Genomic DNA, 16,066 nt, shown 5'->3' with positions numbered 1-16,066 from the left:
CCTGGACAGGCGGACGCCGGAATCGGGAGCCGGGTCGCATCCGGCACGTTCACGATCGCGCGATGACGGGGCCCAAGGGTCGGTAGATGCTCCCCCGCCGCTCGGCGACGTGCCACGGGAGCGGTCGACGCGCTCGCTCGCCGGGTGGCTCGTCGACGTCGAGGATCGCGCGGGCGCGGCGGGATAGGCTCCGGGTGCCGGCTGAGGACGAGGAGTCACCGATGAAACGCCGTCTCTGCGTCGGTTCGGTGGTTCTCGCCGCAACACTGATCGTCGCAGGGTGTTCCACCGTGCCCGATCCACCTGCCGCGGTCGGGGAGGACTTCCCCGGCACCTGCATGCCGGCCGAGTTCTCGTGGCCCACCGACTTCCTCGACGCCCTGCCGGGCGAATCGCCCGCGGTCGGCGGCACCATCGTCGGCCTGCGCCTCGAGTACGTCGATTCCGCGTGGGTGTGGCGCCTTCGGAGCGTCGACACGAAGCAGGATGGGTTCGGCGAGCGCGTGGACGACCCGAGCTACGGCAAGGAGTCGATCGTCGACGTCCGGACGATGCGAGTGCTCGCGTCCCACGAAACGGAGCTCACAGAGGCGGAACAACGGATGTTGGGCACGAGCGCCTTCGCGGCGGCTCAACTCTCCGGCGAGCAGTGGCCGAGCCCGCTCATCATCGAGATGGCCCGGGTCATGGAGGACGGCACCCCGACCTGGCGGATCACGACGTGCGACACCGCCACCAACGAGCACTCCGTGATGACGGTGGACTGACGGCAGCTGGTCGGCGCCGGCGAAGCGGGTTCACGCAGAGGCAGTCGCGGATACCCGCCCGCTCACTGCCGATCGAACTCGCCGGCAGGCTTTCGCGCAAGCGCGCCCGCATCTTCGGGATGGCGCAGCCGACCCGCGAGCAGCAGCGCCGCCGCTGGGACGAGCAGGCACACCGCGATCGCGAGCCGAAGTCCCGCCCATTCGGCGATCGCTCCCACGAGCAGCGGCGAGGCGAGCAGGCCGACCCGCATCACCGTCGCGGCGGCGGCGAGGCCGGTCCCGGGGTCGAGTCCGGGCGCGCGTTCAGAGGCGTCCATCGCGAGCGGAATCATCGGCGCGATTCCGAGCCCGAGCAGGCCGAGGCCGACGGCGACGACCCAGGTCTCGGGAGCGAACACGGCGGTGGCGAGTCCGACGAACGCCGCCACGGAACCCACCCGCACGGTGCCGACGGCACCGATCCGGTCGACGAGCGCGTCGGACGCGAACCTGCCCAGCGTGAGCGCGCCCATCAGCGCGGCGAACGGGATCGCTGCTTCGGCGACGCCGGCACCGGTCTCCGCGACCACATACACCCCGCCCCACGTGGATCCGAGGTCCTCGAGGAAGGCGCCGATGGCAGCGATGGCGCACGCGGCGATGAGCATCGCGCTGAGCCGACCACGCCGATGGGAGTGCGGCTGCTCCGTTCGCGGGGCCGGCTCGGTGGGCAGCCGCACGAGCGGTAGCGCGCCGAGGCTTCCCACGATGATGACGGCACCCATGACGGGCAGGTGGACGGAGATCGGGATCGCGAGCTGAAGGGCGAGCGCGCCGAGCAGTGCGCCCGCGATCGCTCCGGCGCTCCATGCTCCGTGGAGGCCGTTGATGATCGACCGGCCCATCAGTCGCTGGATGGCGAGCCCGTGTGCGTTGTTTCCGACATCGCCCGTCGCGTCTCCGAACCCGATCGCGAACAGCGCCACCGCGAGGACGACCGGCGCGCCGGCGAAGCCCGCCCCGACCAGCAGGGCGCCGAGGATCGCGGATGACGTGACGGCGACCGGCACCGCGCCGAGGCGATTCACCAGCCTGCCCGCGAGGAGGCTGCCGACGACGGATCCCACGGGCCCGCACGCGACCATCAGGCCGAACGCCAACTCACCCAGGCCGAATCGATCCTTCAGCTCCGGGTAGCGGGTCACGATCGTCGCGAACACCAACGCGTTCGCGATGAAGAGCATCGAGACCCCGCGCCGCGCAGCCGATACTCGCGCAAGGGTGATCGGCGCGGTCATCCCTGGATTCTAGGGCGCTCCGCGTCGGTGCATCGCCCGATCTGCGCATCCCGCCTGCGACGGCCCGCAAGAAATTTCGCGAGCGATGTAGAGATCGCGTGTTCGGTTCCGTCTCCTATCTGAAGCGGCCAGAATGGGCCGCACGAATGGGAGGCTGTCATGGCCAAGTATCTGATGCTCAAGCACTACCGGGGCGGGCGCCCCTCGGTGAACTCGGTCCCGATGGATCAGCTCACGCCGGACGAGTGGGCCGCGCACGTCAAGTACATGCAGGACATGGAAGAGCGCCTCATCGCGTCGGGCGAACTGGTCTCGTCCGAGGGCCTCGCCTTCGAGGGAGCCTGGGTCCGCTTCGACGGGGAAGGCCGCCCGCCGGTCGTCGACGGCCCGTTCCCCGAGACCAAGGACCTCATCGCCGGCTGGATGATGATCGACGTCGACTCGTACCAGCGCGCGCTCGACCTCGCCTCCGAGCTGTCGGCGGCGCCGTGGGCCGGCGGCACGCCTCTCGGCGAATGGCTCGAGCTTCGCGAGGTGATGAGCGCGCCGCCCGCCGACGTCGGATGACCGAGACGGATGCTGCGGCTCTGCGCCGCGCGATCCCCGAGGTCGTCGGCATCCTCGTCCGGCGCGGCGCGGACTTCGCGTCGGCCGAGGACGCCGTGCAGACCGCTCTGGTGCGCGCACTCGAGCGACCGGGCCGAGACGGAGTCCGCGACATCCGTGCATGGCTCGTCACGGTCGCGTGGCGCGCGTTCCTCGATCAGGTGCGCAGCGAAACGGCGCGCACCGCGCGCGAGGAACGGCTCGCGCAGGAGCCCGAGCCCGGCCCCGTCGCGCATCACGACGACACGCTCGGGCTCTACTTCCTCTGCACCCATCCCGTCCTCACCCCGACGTCGGCGATCGCACTCACGCTTCGGGCCGTCGCGGGCCTGACGACCCGGCAGATCGCTGATGCCTTCCTCGTGCCGGAGGCGACGATGGCGCAGCGGATCAGCCGGGCGAAGCAGCGGCTCGTCGGCATCCCGCTGGATCAGCCGGGTGATCTGTCCCGCGTGATGCGTGTGCTCTACCTGCTCTTCAACGAGGGCTACTCGGGCGAGATCGACATCGCCGCCGAGGCGATCCGCGTGACCCGGCAGCTCGCCGTGCTCACCGACGAGCCCGAGGTGGACGGTCTCCTCGTTCTCATGCTGCTGCACCATGCGCGGCAGCCGGCGCGTGTGCGGGGCGGGCGGCTCATCCCGCTCGCCGAGCAGGATCGCACCCTCTGGGACGTGGATGCGATCACGGAGGGCGTCGCCATCCTGCAGTCGGCCCTCGCCTGCGACCGGCTGGGTCAGTACCAGGCGCAGGCTGCGATCGCGGCCCTGCACGCCGATGCGCCGACGGCCGACGAGACCGACTGGGTGCAGATCGTGGAGTGGTACGACGAACTGCTGGCGTTCGGGGACTCGCCCGTCATCCGCCTGAACCGGGCGGTCGCGGTCGGCGAGGCGGACGGGCCGCGGGCGGGCCTCGCAGCCCTCCACTCCGTGGGCGACGATGTGCCGCGGTACCACGCCGCGCTCGCGTACCTCCACGAACGGGCCGGCGAGACGGATGCCTCGGCCGGCGAATACGCGGAGGCCGCGCGCCGCGCGACCAGCGCCCTCGAGCAGGAGCACCTGCTCCGTCAGGCGGAACGCCTGCGTCAGGCTCGGCGGTAGGCCCCGACCATCGGGCAGTCGAACGGGTCGCGCGCGGCAAGGCCGACGCGGTTGAGGTACGCGATGACGATGCCGTACGAACGCCACAGCGTCGTCTCGGTGTACGGCACGCCGAGATGGCGGCACTGATCCATCACGATCTCGCGGGCGCGGGCCAGGTGCGGGCGAGGCATGTTCGGGAACAGGTGGTGCTCGATCTGGTAATTGAGACCGCCCATGAGCATCGTCGCCCACCAGCCGCCGCTGATGTTGCGCGAGGTGCGCACCTGCTTGGTGAAGAAGTCGAGCTTCGCGTCCTTGGCGATGATCGCCATGCCCTTGTGGTTCGGCGCGAACGAGGCGCCCATGTAGACGCCGAAGACGGCGAGCTGCACGCCGAGGAACGCGAACGCCATGCCCACCGGCAGGAAGATGAACACCGGCGTCAGGATCACGGCGAACCGCACGGCGATGAGCGAGAGCTCGATCCAGCGGTCCTTGACGCCCTCGCGCGAGAACAGGTGCCGGAACGCGTGCGCGTGCAGGTTCAGGCCCTCGAGCGTGAGCAGCGGGAAGAAGAGCCACCCCTGCTTGCGCGTCACCAGAGCGCGCCAGCGACCTGCGGACGCGGCATCCGTCTCGAGAAATGAGATCGCGTCGATCTCGATGTCGGGGTCCTTGCCCACCCGGTTGGGGTTCGCGTGGTGGCGGTTGTGCTTGTTGTTCCACCAGGAGATGCTGATGCCCACGATGCCGGCGGCGAGGAAGCGGGCGAGCCGGTCGTTCGCGGGGCCCGACGCGAGGATCTGCTTGTGCGCCGCCTCGTGCGCGAGGAACGCGACCTGCGTGAACAGGATGCCGAGGGCGCCGGCCATCAGGAGCTGATACCAGGTGTCGCCGAGCAGGATGAAGCCCGTGATGACGCCGCCGAAGCCCAGCAGAAGTCCGACGCCGACGAGAGCGTAGAACCATTCGGCACGGCGGAGGAGACCGGTCTCGCGCACAACCTGCGACACCTCGGTGTATGCGCGGGCCATCGGGGGGAACTCAGCCGTGCCGGCGTAGGTCTGACGAACGGGACCGAGCCGAGACTCGAGAGCGGTGGAGGAGATGATGCACCAGTTCCGATGAGGACCGTTTGGCCGCTGAAAGCCAGAGGCGGTTGCCCATCGCTGTCCTCAGGCTACGTGGGTCCACATGAGCCGACAGGAATACCTCTTGATTCGTGGGTGATGCCCAGGTGAACGACAGCGCCCGCCCAGGCCGAAGCCGGGGCGGGCGCTGTGAACGCGGGAGCGTCAGAGCGGACGGATGTTCGCCGCCTGCATGCCCTTGGGGCCCTGCTCGGCGTCGAACTCCACCTTCTGGTCTTCGCGGAGCTCCTTGAAACCGCTGCCTGCGATCGCGCTGAAGTGTGCGAAGAGATCGGCCGAGCCGTCATCGGGTGCGATGAAGCCGTAGCCCTTCTCGGAGTTGAACCATTTCACGGTGCCAGTGGCCATCGTGTCTTTCCTATTCTTCGGGCCGCCGGAGCGACCGGGGGTGCCGCGCCGACGAATGCGGTGCGGACGATCGGTGACCGGTGCCGGGGCCGACATCGGTGAGGATACGGATGCTGCGACCGCCGCGCGCGCGCCATCCGGCGTCGCATGGAGCCCGAGGTCTTCACCCCGGGGTCCGTGTGCGCGGAAACCGCGCGGCGTCGTGTCGATGAAGCCAGCGTATTCGTCGGAGCGCGTCGCGACATAGACATCGTCGTCTGCCTGTCGCCAGGCGAGCGCCTGGAGGTGGGAGTGCATGGTGAGGAATTTCGTTCGTTGGCGCGAAGCGGTGAGGCTTCGCGACGGCGGCGTGCAGAAGCCGCGGGAAGGATGAGACGTTCAGATCCGCGTCTCTACGATGAGGCAGAGAGGTGAACGCGAGGTTCCCCGAAGGGAACTCGCAACTATAGCATGCGCGGCTCCCTGCGCCCAAAGCGGGTAGCCGGAGGCGCGCGTCAGGGGTACGGTCGCGGTGTCGTCCGATTCCGGTGGAAAGAGGCGGTGCCGCGATCTCCAGGCCCCAAGCCGCAGTCGCCCTGCCCAGTCCGCGCAGGGTGCAAGGCACGTACTACACGCTGATGCTCGGCAACACCCTCGCCGCGTCGCTCATCTGGGGCGTCAACACGCTGTTCCTGCTCGACGCCGGACTCTCCAACCTCGAGGCCTTCGCGGCGAATGCCTTCTTCAGCGCCGGGATGCTCATCTTCGAAATCCCCACGGGCGTCGTGGCCGACACCGTCGGGCGTCGGGCGTCGTACCTGCTCGGCACGGTCACGCTGGCCGTGACGACGATCCTGTACTGGATGCTGTGGGTCTGGCAATCGCCGTTCTGGGCGTGGGCGCTCGTGTCGGTGCTGCTCGGTCTCGGCTTCACGTTCTTCTCGGGCGCCGTGGATGCGTGGCTCGTCGACGCGCTGAAGGCGACCAGCTACACGGGCAGCCTCGAGACCGTCTTCGGTCGGGCGCAGATCGTGGGCGGCGTCGCGATGCTGTCGGGGTCCGTGCTGGGCGGTGTCATCGCCCAGGTGACGAACCTCGGCGTTCCCTTCCTGCTCCGCGGCGCCATCCTGCTGGTGATGTTCGTCGTCGCCGCGCTGCTGATGCGTGACCTGGGCTTCACACCGGATCGGAGCGAGCGCCCGTTGCGCGCGACGCGCACCGTCCTGCGCGCCTCCATCCGCTACGGCCTCGGTGATCCACCCGTGCGGTGGCTGATGCTCGCGAGCCCGTTCACCGCCGGCGTCGGCATCTATGTGTTCTACGCACTGCAGCCCTACCTCCTGGAACTGTGGGGCGACGAGGAGGCGTACACCGTCGCCGGACTCGCGGCGGCGCTGGTGTCGGGCACCGCCATCCTCGGCGGCACCCTCGCCCCCTGGGTGCGCAAGCTCTTCCGGCGGCGCACCTCGACGATCCTGCTCGCGACGATCACCAGCGCGCTGGTGCTGGTCGGCATCGGACTCGTGCGCAACTTCTGGGTCGCCGTCGTGCTCGTCGCGCTCTGGGGCATCGCGTCGGCGATCGACGACCCCGTCCATCGCGCCTATCTCAACGACATGATCCCGTCGAAGCAGCGCGCCACCGTCCTCTCGTTCGATTCGCTCATGGGCTCCGCCGGCGGCGTCGCCGTCCAGCCGGTGCTGGGACGGGTCGCGGACGTCGGCGGCTACGGCGCCTCGCTGGTCTGGAGCGGCGTGATCTCTGCGGTGGCGGCTCCCTTCATTCTGTTGAGCCGCGCGCAGAAGCCGGCCGCCGACACGGCTCGCGAGGTCACACCTCAGACGCCCCAGTAGGCCAGGACGGCCTCGCAGAAGTCGTCGTTCGTGCCCGTCGAGCCGAAGATCTGCTCCTGGTCGATCACCTCGTCTGTCGCGGTGTCGATGGTCAGGCGCAACCGGATCTGCCCGGAGTTCTTGGCGAGGAGCTTGCCGTCGCTGTCGATGGTCCGCTCGCCGCCGGTGAGGAGCTGGGTGACGGTGAGCGTCCCATCGCCGTTGTCGACGACCTTGTGGTCCTTGGCGAGGGTGTTGGGCTGGATGTCGGTGACGGTCATCCCGTTGTAGGTGAACGTGCGCACGACGGTGAGCTTCTCGTGGAACCAGAACAGCCCGTCCTTGCCCCGATTCATGACGAAGCCGGACCCGGTCTGGTCGTAGGTGAACGTGGGCTGCAGCCCGACGCCGCAGAAGTCGTCTGCGACGCCGCTGTCCGAGAAGTCGAGACTGTAGCGCTCGAGGACGCCGGCATTCGCTGGGGCGGCCGCAGCGATGACGAGTCCTCCGGCGAGGAGCGCGGCGGCGAGGGGAGTGAGCTTCCTGAACATGGTGGTGCCCTTCGGGTGAGCGGACATGCGGACGGACGGTGTCCGCGCACGGTCACGCGCAGTTTCCCGAGAGGACCGGCTGCGTTGACGCCCTCCTTGCGCCAGAGGGTACTCCGGAGGTCGACGCGCCGACAGGCCGCCCGAGTGTCAGAGCTCGCGTGGGCGTCGGGGGTCGCGTGTGGGAATCAGCAGCACGATGCCGAGCAGCAGACTGACGCCGAGGGCGATCATCTCGCCGACGGCGTCGAGCATCGGCATGTGGCTCAGGTGAAGCGCGTGGTAGGCGAAGTGCAGCACGCCGAAGATCGTCCACGCGATCCCGAGGACGCGATAAGCGAGTTCGCTGCGCCAGATGAGGCATCCGATGCTGGCTCCCCCGAGGGCGAGATACATCGCTCCGACGTCGCGGATGAGGTGCTCGTTGAACGGGCCGTCGACGGAGACCCACGATCCGAGAACCCCTGGGAAGGAGTCATAGAAGGACTGGGGAAAGAAGTACGCCCACACCCCGACGAAGCAGGCGAGGAGTGCGGAGAGCGCGGCAGCCGCGGCGTGTAGTCGTCTCACACACACTTCGACGACGCAGCTCGCCGGAATGTGTCATCGCATCGCAGACTCACCACTCACGCGAGTCGCCCGAGTTGTCCTGGCCCAAGCGCAGGAAGCCGGGCACACCGGGGCGGTGGTGGGTCCTCCCGCCGTCGACGGGGGCCGTCTCATGCCCGGCCAGCTGGTGGATCCACGGCGGCTGCTGCTCCAGCGTCACCGACCCCGCCCCGGTCGTGAAGTACGCGGCGATGGGAGGGCTCGCGACGAACGCCGCAGCCACGACGACGCCATCTCGGATGCGCACCAGCGCATCGCGTGCCAGCAGATCGCGCATGAGCGTGGCGAACGCGCCGGGATCGACGGATGCTGCCTCCCTCGGCACGCCCGGCACCTCCGCGGCCAACTGGCCGACGATCGCCTCACGTTCCACGGTGGAGAGCCGGAAGTAGGCGGCGGCGTACGCGTTGTCAGCGACGCTGGCCGGCACGTTCCCGAGGACGTACGCGTATCGCGCGATCTGCTCGTCCGGGGTGATCGGCTGCTGAGCATGCCGCTTCTTCACGGTTCCTCCCACATGATGAGCGCCAGAGTACGCTCACCGACAACCACCGTCGATGGGCGGTGCACGGTCCAGCGACGAGGTACAGGCTCGTGTTCACGCGAGCCTGCACTCCGCGCCAGGAATCAGTACCGCAGGCGGTACCGAAGGTGCACCACTCCCCCCTCTCCCGACAGGGCTCTGATCCTCTCGAGTTCCGTGGGTCGATGGCTGGATGCCTCGAACAGCCGGCGCCCTCCCCCGAGCAGCACGGGGACCAGGTGGATCTCGATCTGGTCCAGCAGCCCGGCGGCGATCGCGCGCTGCGCCGTGGCGGCGCCGTGCACCAGCACATCCTGATCTCCGGCGGCACGTCGAGCCTCACGAAAGGCCTCCGCGATGTCGTTCGTGTACGTCACGAGCGGCATCGAGCTCGCCCATGCCGGAACCGGCCGACGGCTGAGCACCCAGATCGGCACACCGTCGTGATGGTCACCGTCCCAGCCCTGGGCAGGTTCGAAGGTGCCGCGGCCGGCCACCACAGCGCCGGTGGACATGAATTCCTCCACGATCCGCGTGTTCACCGCCCCTTCGGGCGGGAACACCCACTCGTGGAGCCTGTCGCCGCCGTCGCCGAGTCCGTTGTCATCGGTCTCGTTCGGCCCGGCGATGTAGCCGTCGAGCGACATGGACATGTACAGCACGGTGTCACCCATTCCGACTCCGATCTTCGTCGATCAACGAATTGTCCTCCCGTGGCGTCGACCCGCGTAGAGAGCCGAACCCCGTCCCGGCGGGCGTGTGCGACCGTGAAGTCAGGCTGCGAGTGCGGCGAGCACGGTGTCGCGCACGAGAGCGGGGGCCTCCTCCGCGGTGATCTCTCCGCGGTGCACGGCCGCGGAGGCGCCGTGCAGGATGGCCTGGGTGATGCTCAGCTGCCAGTCGATCGGAACGCCGTCGCGGAACTCTCCCGCCGTCCGTCCGCGTTCGAGAAGCGCGCGCACTCGCGCGGCCGGCTCATCATGAGCGCGTCGCAACTGCTCGGGTGAGAGCGCCTGGGATGCCGCGACCACGAGCGTCCCGAACCGGTGGGTCTGCTGCCACGACGCGACGAGCAGACGGCCCAGGGCATCGCGGGGATCTCCGTCGACGTCGACCCCCGCGAGGGCCCGCTCGGTCTCGGCGATCGCCCGACCGGCCACCTCGCGCAGGAGCGCGGCACGCGACTCGAAGTGCCCGTAGAGAGTGATGCGGCCGACGCCTGCTTCTCTGGCGATGTCGTTCACGCTCGCGTCCGGATTGGTCGCGAGCAGACGCGTGGCGGCGGCGACGATCGCCTCCACGTTGCGGACAGCATCCGCGCGCTTCGTGCGCGACGCCATAGCCGCACGGGCCTGGCCACTCGGAACGACACCGGACGTGGGCACGGCCACCTCCTGCACGAATCCCGTCGCACTTAATTCGTACAACAGTGTACAGTTTATAAATCGAACATCGATGTACGAGAAAGGCGGGACTCACGTGGACAACCTGACAGAAGCCGCCCCGCACACGCGGTCATCGACGCCCAGCCGCAGCCGGTCGGTATGGCGGACCGTGTGGCCGGCCGCGCTCGGCGTGCTCGTGGCCGCCGCGACGGTCTACCGGGTCGACGACGGACGCGATGTCGCCCCGGTCGTCGCCGCCTCCGGACTCGTCTACCTCGCGGCCGCCGCCACCGGCCGGCCATGGATGGCTTGGGCCGCCTTCGGCGTGACCCTTCCCCTCATCACGATCGACAAGTTCACCGAGTTCTCTGCGACACCGTGGATCCTCGCCCTCGCCCTGGTGCTGCTCATCGTCGGCCTCGCCACACGGGCGAACCGACCCTCCGACGGGATGCTCCTGCAGACAACAGCGATGCTGTTGCTGGGAGCGACAGCTGTCGTCGCGATCCTCCTCGACGCGCGGATCGGCGGACTGGTGGTCGCCGCAGCCCTCCTCGCGCACGCCGCCTGGGACCTCCACCACCTTCGCGCCCGGCGAGTGGTGGACCGCAGCCTCGCCCTCTTCTGCGCCGTTCTCGACATCCTCGTCGCGTGCTTCGTGGCGATCGTCTCAGTGACGGCCTGAATCCCGCGCCCCACCCTGCGCAAGATGCCCCGACCGGGACGTGGTCCGACGTCGCCGACGGTGGGAGACTCCCGGTATGACCACGCCGTTGGTGGATCTGCTGGGCACGCACATCAAGTGGGGCACCGTCCCGGGCGCCGTCGCCGTGCTCACCGTCGGCGACGACCCCGTCGAACCCGTCGCGGTCGGTCGCGCCGCGGTCGGCGGAGCGGAAATGCGCCCGGACGCGATCATGCGGATACAGTCCATGACGAAGGCGATCACCAGCGTCTCGGCGCTGCGTCTGGTCGCGTCCGGCCACCTGGGGCTCGACGACAGTGTCGAACCCTGGCTGCCTGAGCTCGCCGAACGCCGCGTGCTGGTCTCGCCGGACGCGATGCTCTCCGACACGGTGCCCGCGTCGCGGCCGATCACTCTGCGCGATCTTCTGACCAACACCAGCGGATACGGGATGATCCCCGTGCCCTCGCCGCTGCAGCAGGCGATGGCCGAGAACGGCACCGAGGCGGGCGCCGATCCTGTCGCCATGGGCGCCGACGAGTGGCTGGCGCGGCTGGCCGAACTGCCGCTCGCCTTCCAACCAGGACAGGGATGGCGCTATCACCACTCGTTCGCCATCTTGGGCATCCTCATCTCCCGCGTCACCGGTCGCCCGACCGGCGATCATCTCCGCGACGACCTGACCGGTCCGCTCGGAATGGTGGACACGGCGTTCTGGGCTCCGCTCGACCAGGCCCATCGGCTGCCTGCCGCATACCGGCACACCGATGACGGACTGACCGAGACCGAACCGGCCGGAGGAGGGTTCTACGCCGGCGCCCCACCCTTCGACGTCAGTCACGCCGAACTGGTCTCGACCGCCGACGATTACCTGGCTTTCCTGCGGATGCTCGTGCACGGCGGAATCGCGCAGACCGGCGACGCCCGGGGAGAGCGCATGCTGCCCGCCGACCTCGCCGCCGCCATGATCCGCGACCAGACCCCGCCCGCCGCCAAAGCCCCGGACAGCTTCTTCTCCCCCACCTTCTGGGACGAGATGGGATGGGGGTTCGGGGTCGGCATCGAGGCGACCGGCCCGCACGCCGGGCGGTTCACCTGGTCTGGCGGACAAGGAACCAACTTCTCCGTCGACCCCGACGGCACGATCGGGATCCTTCTCACCCAGGTCGAACTCGGCGATCCCGTCATCGAGCTGATCAGAGAGTTCCAGACGCTGCACGGATGACCCGAGGGCCCGGCCCGCACTCAGCGGCGCGGGATGAGACGAAGGGTGGATGCCGCGGCTTCCGCGGTCACCATGCTCCGGGCTGCGAGATCGCCGTACTTGCTGCGGTATGCGGCATCGACGTTCGCAGCATCCGTGTCACCGATCGCTTCGACGGTCACGTCGACCGTGGTGTCGCCGACAAGGACTCGCGCCGCCCCCGACCGCACGGCCCCGCCGTACCAACCGGTCTCGCGCCGATGCCACGTGCGAACGAAGACCTCGGCCCCGGCGACCACGGCCCAGATCGTCGTCCAGCGGCCGAAGCTGCCATCGCCGCGCGACGCCGAGACCTCGATCTCGATCGTGTCCGAAAGGACGCGCAACTCCTCGGACGACCACTCTCGCGACGGCTTCGAGGTCATGTGCGCCATTCTCAACCGGCGGCGGCACCTTCGCCACCAGCGACCGCGTCCGGCCCTCGAGCCGGCCGCTCTAACCGATGAGGATGCGGGACTCGGTGTCGTTGGGCCGGATCTGCAGCTTGCGCCCGTTGCCGGCTCGGAACATCTCCAGCGCCTCGGCGTAGTGATCGAGCGTGAAAGAGTGGCTGATCATCGCGGCCGCGTTGATGGCGCCGGCTTCGAAGAGCTCGACCGCGCGACCGAATGAGTTGTGCACAGCCATCGATCCGACGATCGTCACCTCGTCGCGATACACCCGGAACGGCGAGAACTGCGCGGTGCGATCCGCGGGGGCGACGCCGAAGTCCTGGAAGTAGCCGGCCGGCTTGACCCGGCTGAGCGCGTCTTCGATCGCGCGGATGTTTCCGGTGCAGTCGATCACGACGTCCCACTGCGCACGATCGGCGTCATCCGCCGAGGTGTGGCGCAGCTCGATCCCGCACTCCGCCGCCGTCTGGAGCCGGTCCTCGTTGAGATCGACGATCGTCACCGACGCGGCGCCGGCGCGCGTGGCGAGTTGTGCCATGAGCAGGCCCATCGTGCCCGAGCCGTAGACGAGGACGTGGTCGCCGAGGCGGCGGGGCAGCACGTCCCACCCTCGGATGGCGCACGCGAGCGGCTCGATGAGCGCGGCTTCGTACAGATCCGTCTCGGGCTTCAGCTTGTAGACGTTGCGCACCGGAGCCGTGAACAACTGCTGCGAAGCGCCGTCGGAGGCGACGACGCCGAGTCCGTCCCAGAACCTGCACAGGTTCTGATGACCGTTCAGGCAGTACTCGCAGTCGCCGCAGACGTTGCTGGGGTTGACGACGACGTGATCACCCACCTGAAGGTCCGCGACGCCGCCGGCAGCCCCTTCGCCGAGGGCGCGAACGACGCCCGTCGCCTCGTGACCGGGCACCAGCGGGAAGACAGTTCCCTCGAACTCGCCGTCCAGCACGTGGACGTCCGTGCCGCAGATGCCGACGGCCGCGGTCTCGATGAGGACCTCCCGGTACCCGGGGGCGGGCACCGGGCGGTCCTGTAGGGAGAGCTCTCCCTGGGAGCCGAAGACGATTGCACGCATGTGTGTCCCTTCCTCTCGTCGTCTACTGTGCCGACGCCGCGACGCGCGCGGCTTCGCGCGATGAGACGGAGTCGTCGCTCTCACGGAGTTCCAGCTCGCGCGCGATCTCGGCGAAGCGGGCGTCGGTGAGCGGATAGAAGGCGACGAGCACGATGCCGAGCGCCACCAGCACTGCAGGGACCGCGGCGAACGACATCCGGATACCGGCGAGCGCCGTATCCGATTGGATCGCCTGTCCTGCGACGTAGCCGCCCCATGCCAGTACGAACGCTCCCACGGCACCGCCGAGCGACGCAGCCCATTTCGTGACGAACGCGAAGACGGCGAAGGCGACGGCCTCGGCGCGCACCCCGGTGCGCCATTGCCCGAACTCGACGGTGTCGGCCTGCATCGCGAAGCACATCACGACGATGAGTCCCAGTCCGCCGTTGAACAGGCCGATGCCGGTGAAGCCGGCGACGACGCCATCGGCGAACAGCAGGACGATCGTGCCGGCGAGCGACGTCGTCGCAGCGACGAAGAAGGTCCGCCGCTTGCCGATGCGGCGCACGAGCCAGGGCGCCAGCAGCGCAGCGGTGACGGTGAGCGCGAAAGAGATCCCCGAGACGATCGGAGCGAGCTGAAGCGCGCCCAGGATGTCGCGCATGTAGTAGATCATCGCCCCGTTGAAGACCGCGGCCGCCGAGAAGCAGAGGAACGCCGCGAAGGAGATGATCAGGAGGGGTCGGTTCGTGATGAGCATGTGCAGGCCGTCTCGGGCGGAGACGGAACCGGAGGGTCGTGCCACACGCTCGCGGGTCCCGAAAGCGGCAGTCACGACGAGGATCGTGCCGATGACCCCGAGGATGAGGATGGTGACGGTGAACACGGTGCGCAGATCGCGGTCCGGGGTCAGCATCGGCAGCACGAGGGCGACGACGAGCGTCTGAACGCCGAGGAGCGTGATCGAACGGGCGCTCGAGAGCTTGGTGCGGTCGGCTGGTCGCTGCGTCATCGAGGCGCCGATCGATCCCAGCGGGATGTCGAGGCAGCTGTAGAGCACGCCGAACAGGGAGTAGGCGACGACCGCCCACGCGACGGTGCCGACCGGACCCAACTGCGGGATGGAGAACAGCGCGACCGTCGTGATGAGGATGGGGATCGGGATGATGAGCAGCCACCGGCGGAATTTGCCGAACCGCCCCGGCTTCCACTTGTCGATGATCAGCCCCAGTGGGATGTCCACGACGGCATCCAGTCCCCGCATCAGCAGGATGATCACGCCCGCGACAGCTGCCGAGATACCCGCGACATCCGTGAAGTAGAACAGCATCAGCGATGCCGTCGGGATCATGAAGAACGCGACGCCGGCCGTTCCCGATCCGAACGCGGCGAGCGAGCGGAACCTGAGCGGTTGCGATGCGGATACGGTTTCGGTCGATGCTCGTTCGGTCATCGTCTCTCCTTCGAGTGCGATGGGCGCTGCGGAACACGCTGCATCAGCAGTGGATCCCGCCGTGGCCACCGTCATGGATTCGGGTGTCGATCGCACGCGGCCGCGTGCGCAGTGTAAAGGGCGGAGCTGGCGAGTCGCAGTGCGGCGACGGAGTCGTGTTTCGCCTGCGCGGCGCTCAGCGCGTCGACGTCGAGGGTGTCCAGGGCGCGGGAGATCTGCTTGAGGAAGTCGATCGCCGCGTCGGCCGCTTCGACGCTGTCCTCGCGGAACGGGAACTGGTCGAGCTGCCACACACCCCGCCAGTCGTTCTTGCGGAGGGTGTAGAAGAACTCGAACAGCTCGATCGGATGGATGCTGCCGGCGATCATGTCGTCGTCCCACCCGCGGAGGTTGTCGTTGACGTCGATCCCGAACAGCCGGCCATGGTCGATCGCCAGCTGCGCGGAGTCCGCCGGCGACTCGCCGCCGAACAGTGCGTGCCCGAAGTCGAGGAGGACGCCGACGTTCGGGAGCCCGATCCGCTCGATCCCCAGCAGGGTGCGCGACACCGAGTGGTAGCTCATGTGCACGCGCGGCTCGCGTGGCTTGTACTCGATGACGAATCGCAGGTCCGGGTTCTCCGACGCGAGCCGGCCGACCCCTTCGATCGACGCGGTCCACAGCGCGCCGTGGTCGACCTGGAACGGGTAGTCCCAGCCGTCTTGGCCCGGCCACAGCTTGACGTACTCCGCGCCGAGTCGCCGCGCGACGCCGGCCGAATCGGTCACCAGCTCGTGCGCGAGGCGGCGCACTCCCGGATCCGGGTTCGTGAACGAGCCTTTCGCGAAGACGCGGGTGTAGATCTCCGGGGTGATGCCGATCACGCCGAGGCCGTTGCGGCGGAGGGCTCCCTCGATCTGGTCGTGGCTGAAGTCGCCGCCGAAGTACGGATAGTTGAGGTCGACGACGGAGAGGTCCCGCACCCGACCCGCCAAGTCGATCGCGTCCAGGATGGTACGAGGGTCCCCGTATCCGTCGGTGGCATAGCGGTCGACATAGGTGGCGAAGTGCCAGATCCCCGCGCCGAAGCGCTGTTCGTGCTGCATTGTCGTCCTTCTCG

18 protein-coding genes are annotated in these 16,066 nt (G+C 68.7%); 6 read left to right on the top strand and 12 right to left on the bottom strand.

Features of this window, described 5'->3' with window-relative positions; all coding sequences use genetic code 11:
• Positions 1–221 precede the first annotated feature (221 nt).
• Positions 222–767, top strand: a complete 546-nt coding sequence (locus ACFVSU_RS13025) for a hypothetical protein (protein WP_387143290.1) — start codon at positions 222–224, stop codon at positions 765–767.
• A 62-nt stretch (positions 768–829) separates the two neighbouring features.
• Here the strand turns inward: ACFVSU_RS13025 and ACFVSU_RS13020 are convergent, their stop codons facing one another.
• The gene (locus tag ACFVSU_RS13020) at positions 830–2,044 is read right to left on the bottom strand and encodes an MFS transporter (protein WP_387143288.1); all 1,215 of its coding nucleotides are present in this window, start codon (positions 2,042–2,044) and stop codon (positions 830–832) included.
• 159 nt (positions 2,045–2,203) lie between these two features.
• On the opposite strand from ACFVSU_RS13020, the gene ACFVSU_RS13015 reads away from it, so the two are divergent.
• Positions 2,204–2,611: a YciI family protein gene (locus ACFVSU_RS13015; RefSeq protein WP_310287479.1), complete on the top strand. Its 408-nt coding sequence runs from the start codon at positions 2,204–2,206 to the stop codon at positions 2,609–2,611.
• Complete coding sequence (locus ACFVSU_RS13010; RefSeq protein WP_387143285.1) at positions 2,608–3,756, top strand: RNA polymerase sigma factor; 1,149 nt, start codon at positions 2,608–2,610, stop codon at positions 3,754–3,756. The genes ACFVSU_RS13015 and ACFVSU_RS13010 overlap by 4 nt, the downstream gene beginning before the upstream one ends.
• On the opposite strand, the gene ACFVSU_RS13005 is transcribed toward ACFVSU_RS13010, so the two are convergent.
• A complete protein-coding gene (locus tag ACFVSU_RS13005) occupies positions 3,741–4,847 on the bottom strand; it encodes a fatty acid desaturase family protein (RefSeq protein WP_387143531.1) in 1,107 nt (368 codons plus the stop codon). The genes ACFVSU_RS13010 and ACFVSU_RS13005 overlap by 16 nt on opposite strands.
• Before the next feature lie 186 nt (positions 4,848–5,033).
• The gene (locus tag ACFVSU_RS13000; RefSeq protein ID WP_159849084.1) at positions 5,034–5,237 is read right to left on the bottom strand and encodes a cold-shock protein; all 204 of its coding nucleotides are present in this window, start codon (positions 5,235–5,237) and stop codon (positions 5,034–5,036) included.
• A 617-nt stretch (positions 5,238–5,854) separates the two neighbouring features.
• Between ACFVSU_RS13000 and ACFVSU_RS12995 the strand changes: the two genes are divergently transcribed.
• Positions 5,855–7,069, top strand: coding sequence for an MFS transporter (locus ACFVSU_RS12995; protein WP_387143528.1), 1,215 nt, complete (start codon positions 5,855–5,857; stop codon positions 7,067–7,069).
• Here ACFVSU_RS12995 and ACFVSU_RS12990 read toward each other — a convergent pair.
• From ACFVSU_RS12990 to ACFVSU_RS12970, 5 genes are all read right to left on the bottom strand, one after another.
• On the bottom strand, positions 7,054–7,599 hold the full coding sequence (locus tag ACFVSU_RS12990; RefSeq protein ID WP_387143282.1) for a hypothetical protein: 546 nt from the start codon (positions 7,597–7,599) through the stop codon (positions 7,054–7,056). The genes ACFVSU_RS12995 and ACFVSU_RS12990 overlap by 16 nt on opposite strands.
• A gap of 147 nt (positions 7,600–7,746) precedes the next feature.
• The gene (locus ACFVSU_RS12985; protein ID WP_387143279.1) at positions 7,747–8,166 is read right to left on the bottom strand and encodes a hypothetical protein; all 420 of its coding nucleotides are present in this window, start codon (positions 8,164–8,166) and stop codon (positions 7,747–7,749) included.
• A gap of 49 nt (positions 8,167–8,215) precedes the next feature.
• Positions 8,216–8,710: a hypothetical protein gene (locus ACFVSU_RS12980; RefSeq protein ID WP_387143276.1), complete on the bottom strand. Its 495-nt coding sequence runs from the start codon at positions 8,708–8,710 to the stop codon at positions 8,216–8,218.
• A 122-nt stretch (positions 8,711–8,832) separates the two neighbouring features.
• Positions 8,833–9,402 carry a dihydrofolate reductase family protein gene (locus ACFVSU_RS12975; RefSeq protein WP_387143273.1) on the bottom strand — a complete coding sequence of 190 codons (570 nt, stop codon included), beginning with the start codon at positions 9,400–9,402 and terminating at the stop codon, positions 8,833–8,835.
• 99 nt (positions 9,403–9,501) lie between these two features.
• Entirely contained in the window at positions 9,502–10,113 is a 612-nt protein-coding gene (locus ACFVSU_RS12970) for a TetR/AcrR family transcriptional regulator (protein WP_387143270.1), read from the bottom strand.
• A 94-nt stretch (positions 10,114–10,207) separates the two neighbouring features.
• Here ACFVSU_RS12970 and ACFVSU_RS12965 point away from each other — a divergent pair, with 94 nt between their 5' ends.
• Positions 10,208–10,798, top strand: coding sequence for a hypothetical protein (locus ACFVSU_RS12965; RefSeq protein ID WP_387143267.1), 591 nt, complete (start codon positions 10,208–10,210; stop codon positions 10,796–10,798).
• Positions 10,799–10,874: 76 nt separating this feature from the next.
• A complete protein-coding gene (locus ACFVSU_RS12960) occupies positions 10,875–12,023 on the top strand; it encodes a serine hydrolase domain-containing protein (protein WP_387143264.1) in 1,149 nt (382 codons plus the stop codon).
• Positions 12,024–12,043: 20 nt separating this feature from the next.
• On the opposite strand, the gene ACFVSU_RS12955 is transcribed toward ACFVSU_RS12960, so the two are convergent.
• The 4 genes from ACFVSU_RS12955 to ACFVSU_RS12940 form a co-directional block, all read right to left on the bottom strand.
• On the bottom strand, positions 12,044–12,427 hold the full coding sequence (locus ACFVSU_RS12955) for a DUF2255 family protein (protein ID WP_387143261.1): 384 nt from the start codon (positions 12,425–12,427) through the stop codon (positions 12,044–12,046).
• 70 nt (positions 12,428–12,497) lie between these two features.
• On the bottom strand, positions 12,498–13,532 hold the full coding sequence (locus ACFVSU_RS12950; protein WP_387143258.1) for a zinc-dependent alcohol dehydrogenase family protein: 1,035 nt from the start codon (positions 13,530–13,532) through the stop codon (positions 12,498–12,500).
• A 22-nt stretch (positions 13,533–13,554) separates the two neighbouring features.
• The gene (locus tag ACFVSU_RS12945; RefSeq protein WP_387143255.1) at positions 13,555–14,967 is read right to left on the bottom strand and encodes an MFS transporter; all 1,413 of its coding nucleotides are present in this window, start codon (positions 14,965–14,967) and stop codon (positions 13,555–13,557) included.
• A gap of 71 nt (positions 14,968–15,038) precedes the next feature.
• Positions 15,039–16,052, bottom strand: a complete 1,014-nt coding sequence (locus tag ACFVSU_RS12940) for a sugar phosphate isomerase/epimerase family protein (RefSeq protein WP_387143251.1) — start codon at positions 16,050–16,052, stop codon at positions 15,039–15,041.
• Positions 16,053–16,066: the final 14 nt, after the last annotated feature.

Origin of the sequence: Microbacterium sp. NPDC058062 (assembly GCF_042885375.1) — a bacterium.
GTDB classification, from domain to species: Bacteria; Actinomycetota; Actinomycetes; order Actinomycetales; family Microbacteriaceae; genus Microbacterium; species Microbacterium trichothecenolyticum_C.
Note: the sequence above shows the minus strand (reverse complement) of the source record. Positions and strands in the feature narration are given on the sequence as shown.

What these genes read in the sequence shown, in the direction of transcription:
- ACFVSU_RS13025 (WP_387143290.1), top strand. Translation starts at nt 222, where the DNA reads ATGAAACGCCGTCTCTGCGTCGGTTCGGTGGTTCTCGCCGCAACACTG.
- ACFVSU_RS13020 (WP_387143288.1), bottom strand. Translation starts at nt 2,044, where the DNA reads ATGACCGCGCCGATCACCCTTGCGCGAGTATCGGCTGCGCGGCGCGGG.
- ACFVSU_RS13015 (WP_310287479.1), top strand. Translation starts at nt 2,204, where the DNA reads ATGGCCAAGTATCTGATGCTCAAGCACTACCGGGGCGGGCGCCCCTCG.
- ACFVSU_RS13010 (WP_387143285.1), top strand. Translation starts at nt 2,608, where the DNA reads ATGACCGAGACGGATGCTGCGGCTCTGCGCCGCGCGATCCCCGAGGTC.
- ACFVSU_RS13000 (WP_159849084.1), bottom strand. Translation starts at nt 5,237, where the DNA reads ATGGCCACTGGCACCGTGAAATGGTTCAACTCCGAGAAGGGCTACGGC.
- ACFVSU_RS12995 (WP_387143528.1), top strand. Translation starts at nt 5,855, where the DNA reads ATGCTCGGCAACACCCTCGCCGCGTCGCTCATCTGGGGCGTCAACACG.
- ACFVSU_RS12990 (WP_387143282.1), bottom strand. Translation starts at nt 7,599, where the DNA reads ATGTTCAGGAAGCTCACTCCCCTCGCCGCCGCGCTCCTCGCCGGAGGA.
- ACFVSU_RS12975 (WP_387143273.1), bottom strand. Translation starts at nt 9,402, where the DNA reads ATGGGTGACACCGTGCTGTACATGTCCATGTCGCTCGACGGCTACATC.
- ACFVSU_RS12960 (WP_387143264.1), top strand. Translation starts at nt 10,875, where the DNA reads ATGACCACGCCGTTGGTGGATCTGCTGGGCACGCACATCAAGTGGGGC.
- ACFVSU_RS12955 (WP_387143261.1), bottom strand. Translation starts at nt 12,427, where the DNA reads ATGACCTCGAAGCCGTCGCGAGAGTGGTCGTCCGAGGAGTTGCGCGTC.
- ACFVSU_RS12950 (WP_387143258.1), bottom strand. Translation starts at nt 13,532, where the DNA reads ATGCGTGCAATCGTCTTCGGCTCCCAGGGAGAGCTCTCCCTACAGGAC.
- ACFVSU_RS12945 (WP_387143255.1), bottom strand. Translation starts at nt 14,967, where the DNA reads ATGACCGAACGAGCATCGACCGAAACCGTATCCGCATCGCAACCGCTC.
- ACFVSU_RS12940 (WP_387143251.1), bottom strand. Translation starts at nt 16,052, where the DNA reads ATGCAGCACGAACAGCGCTTCGGCGCGGGGATCTGGCACTTCGCCACC.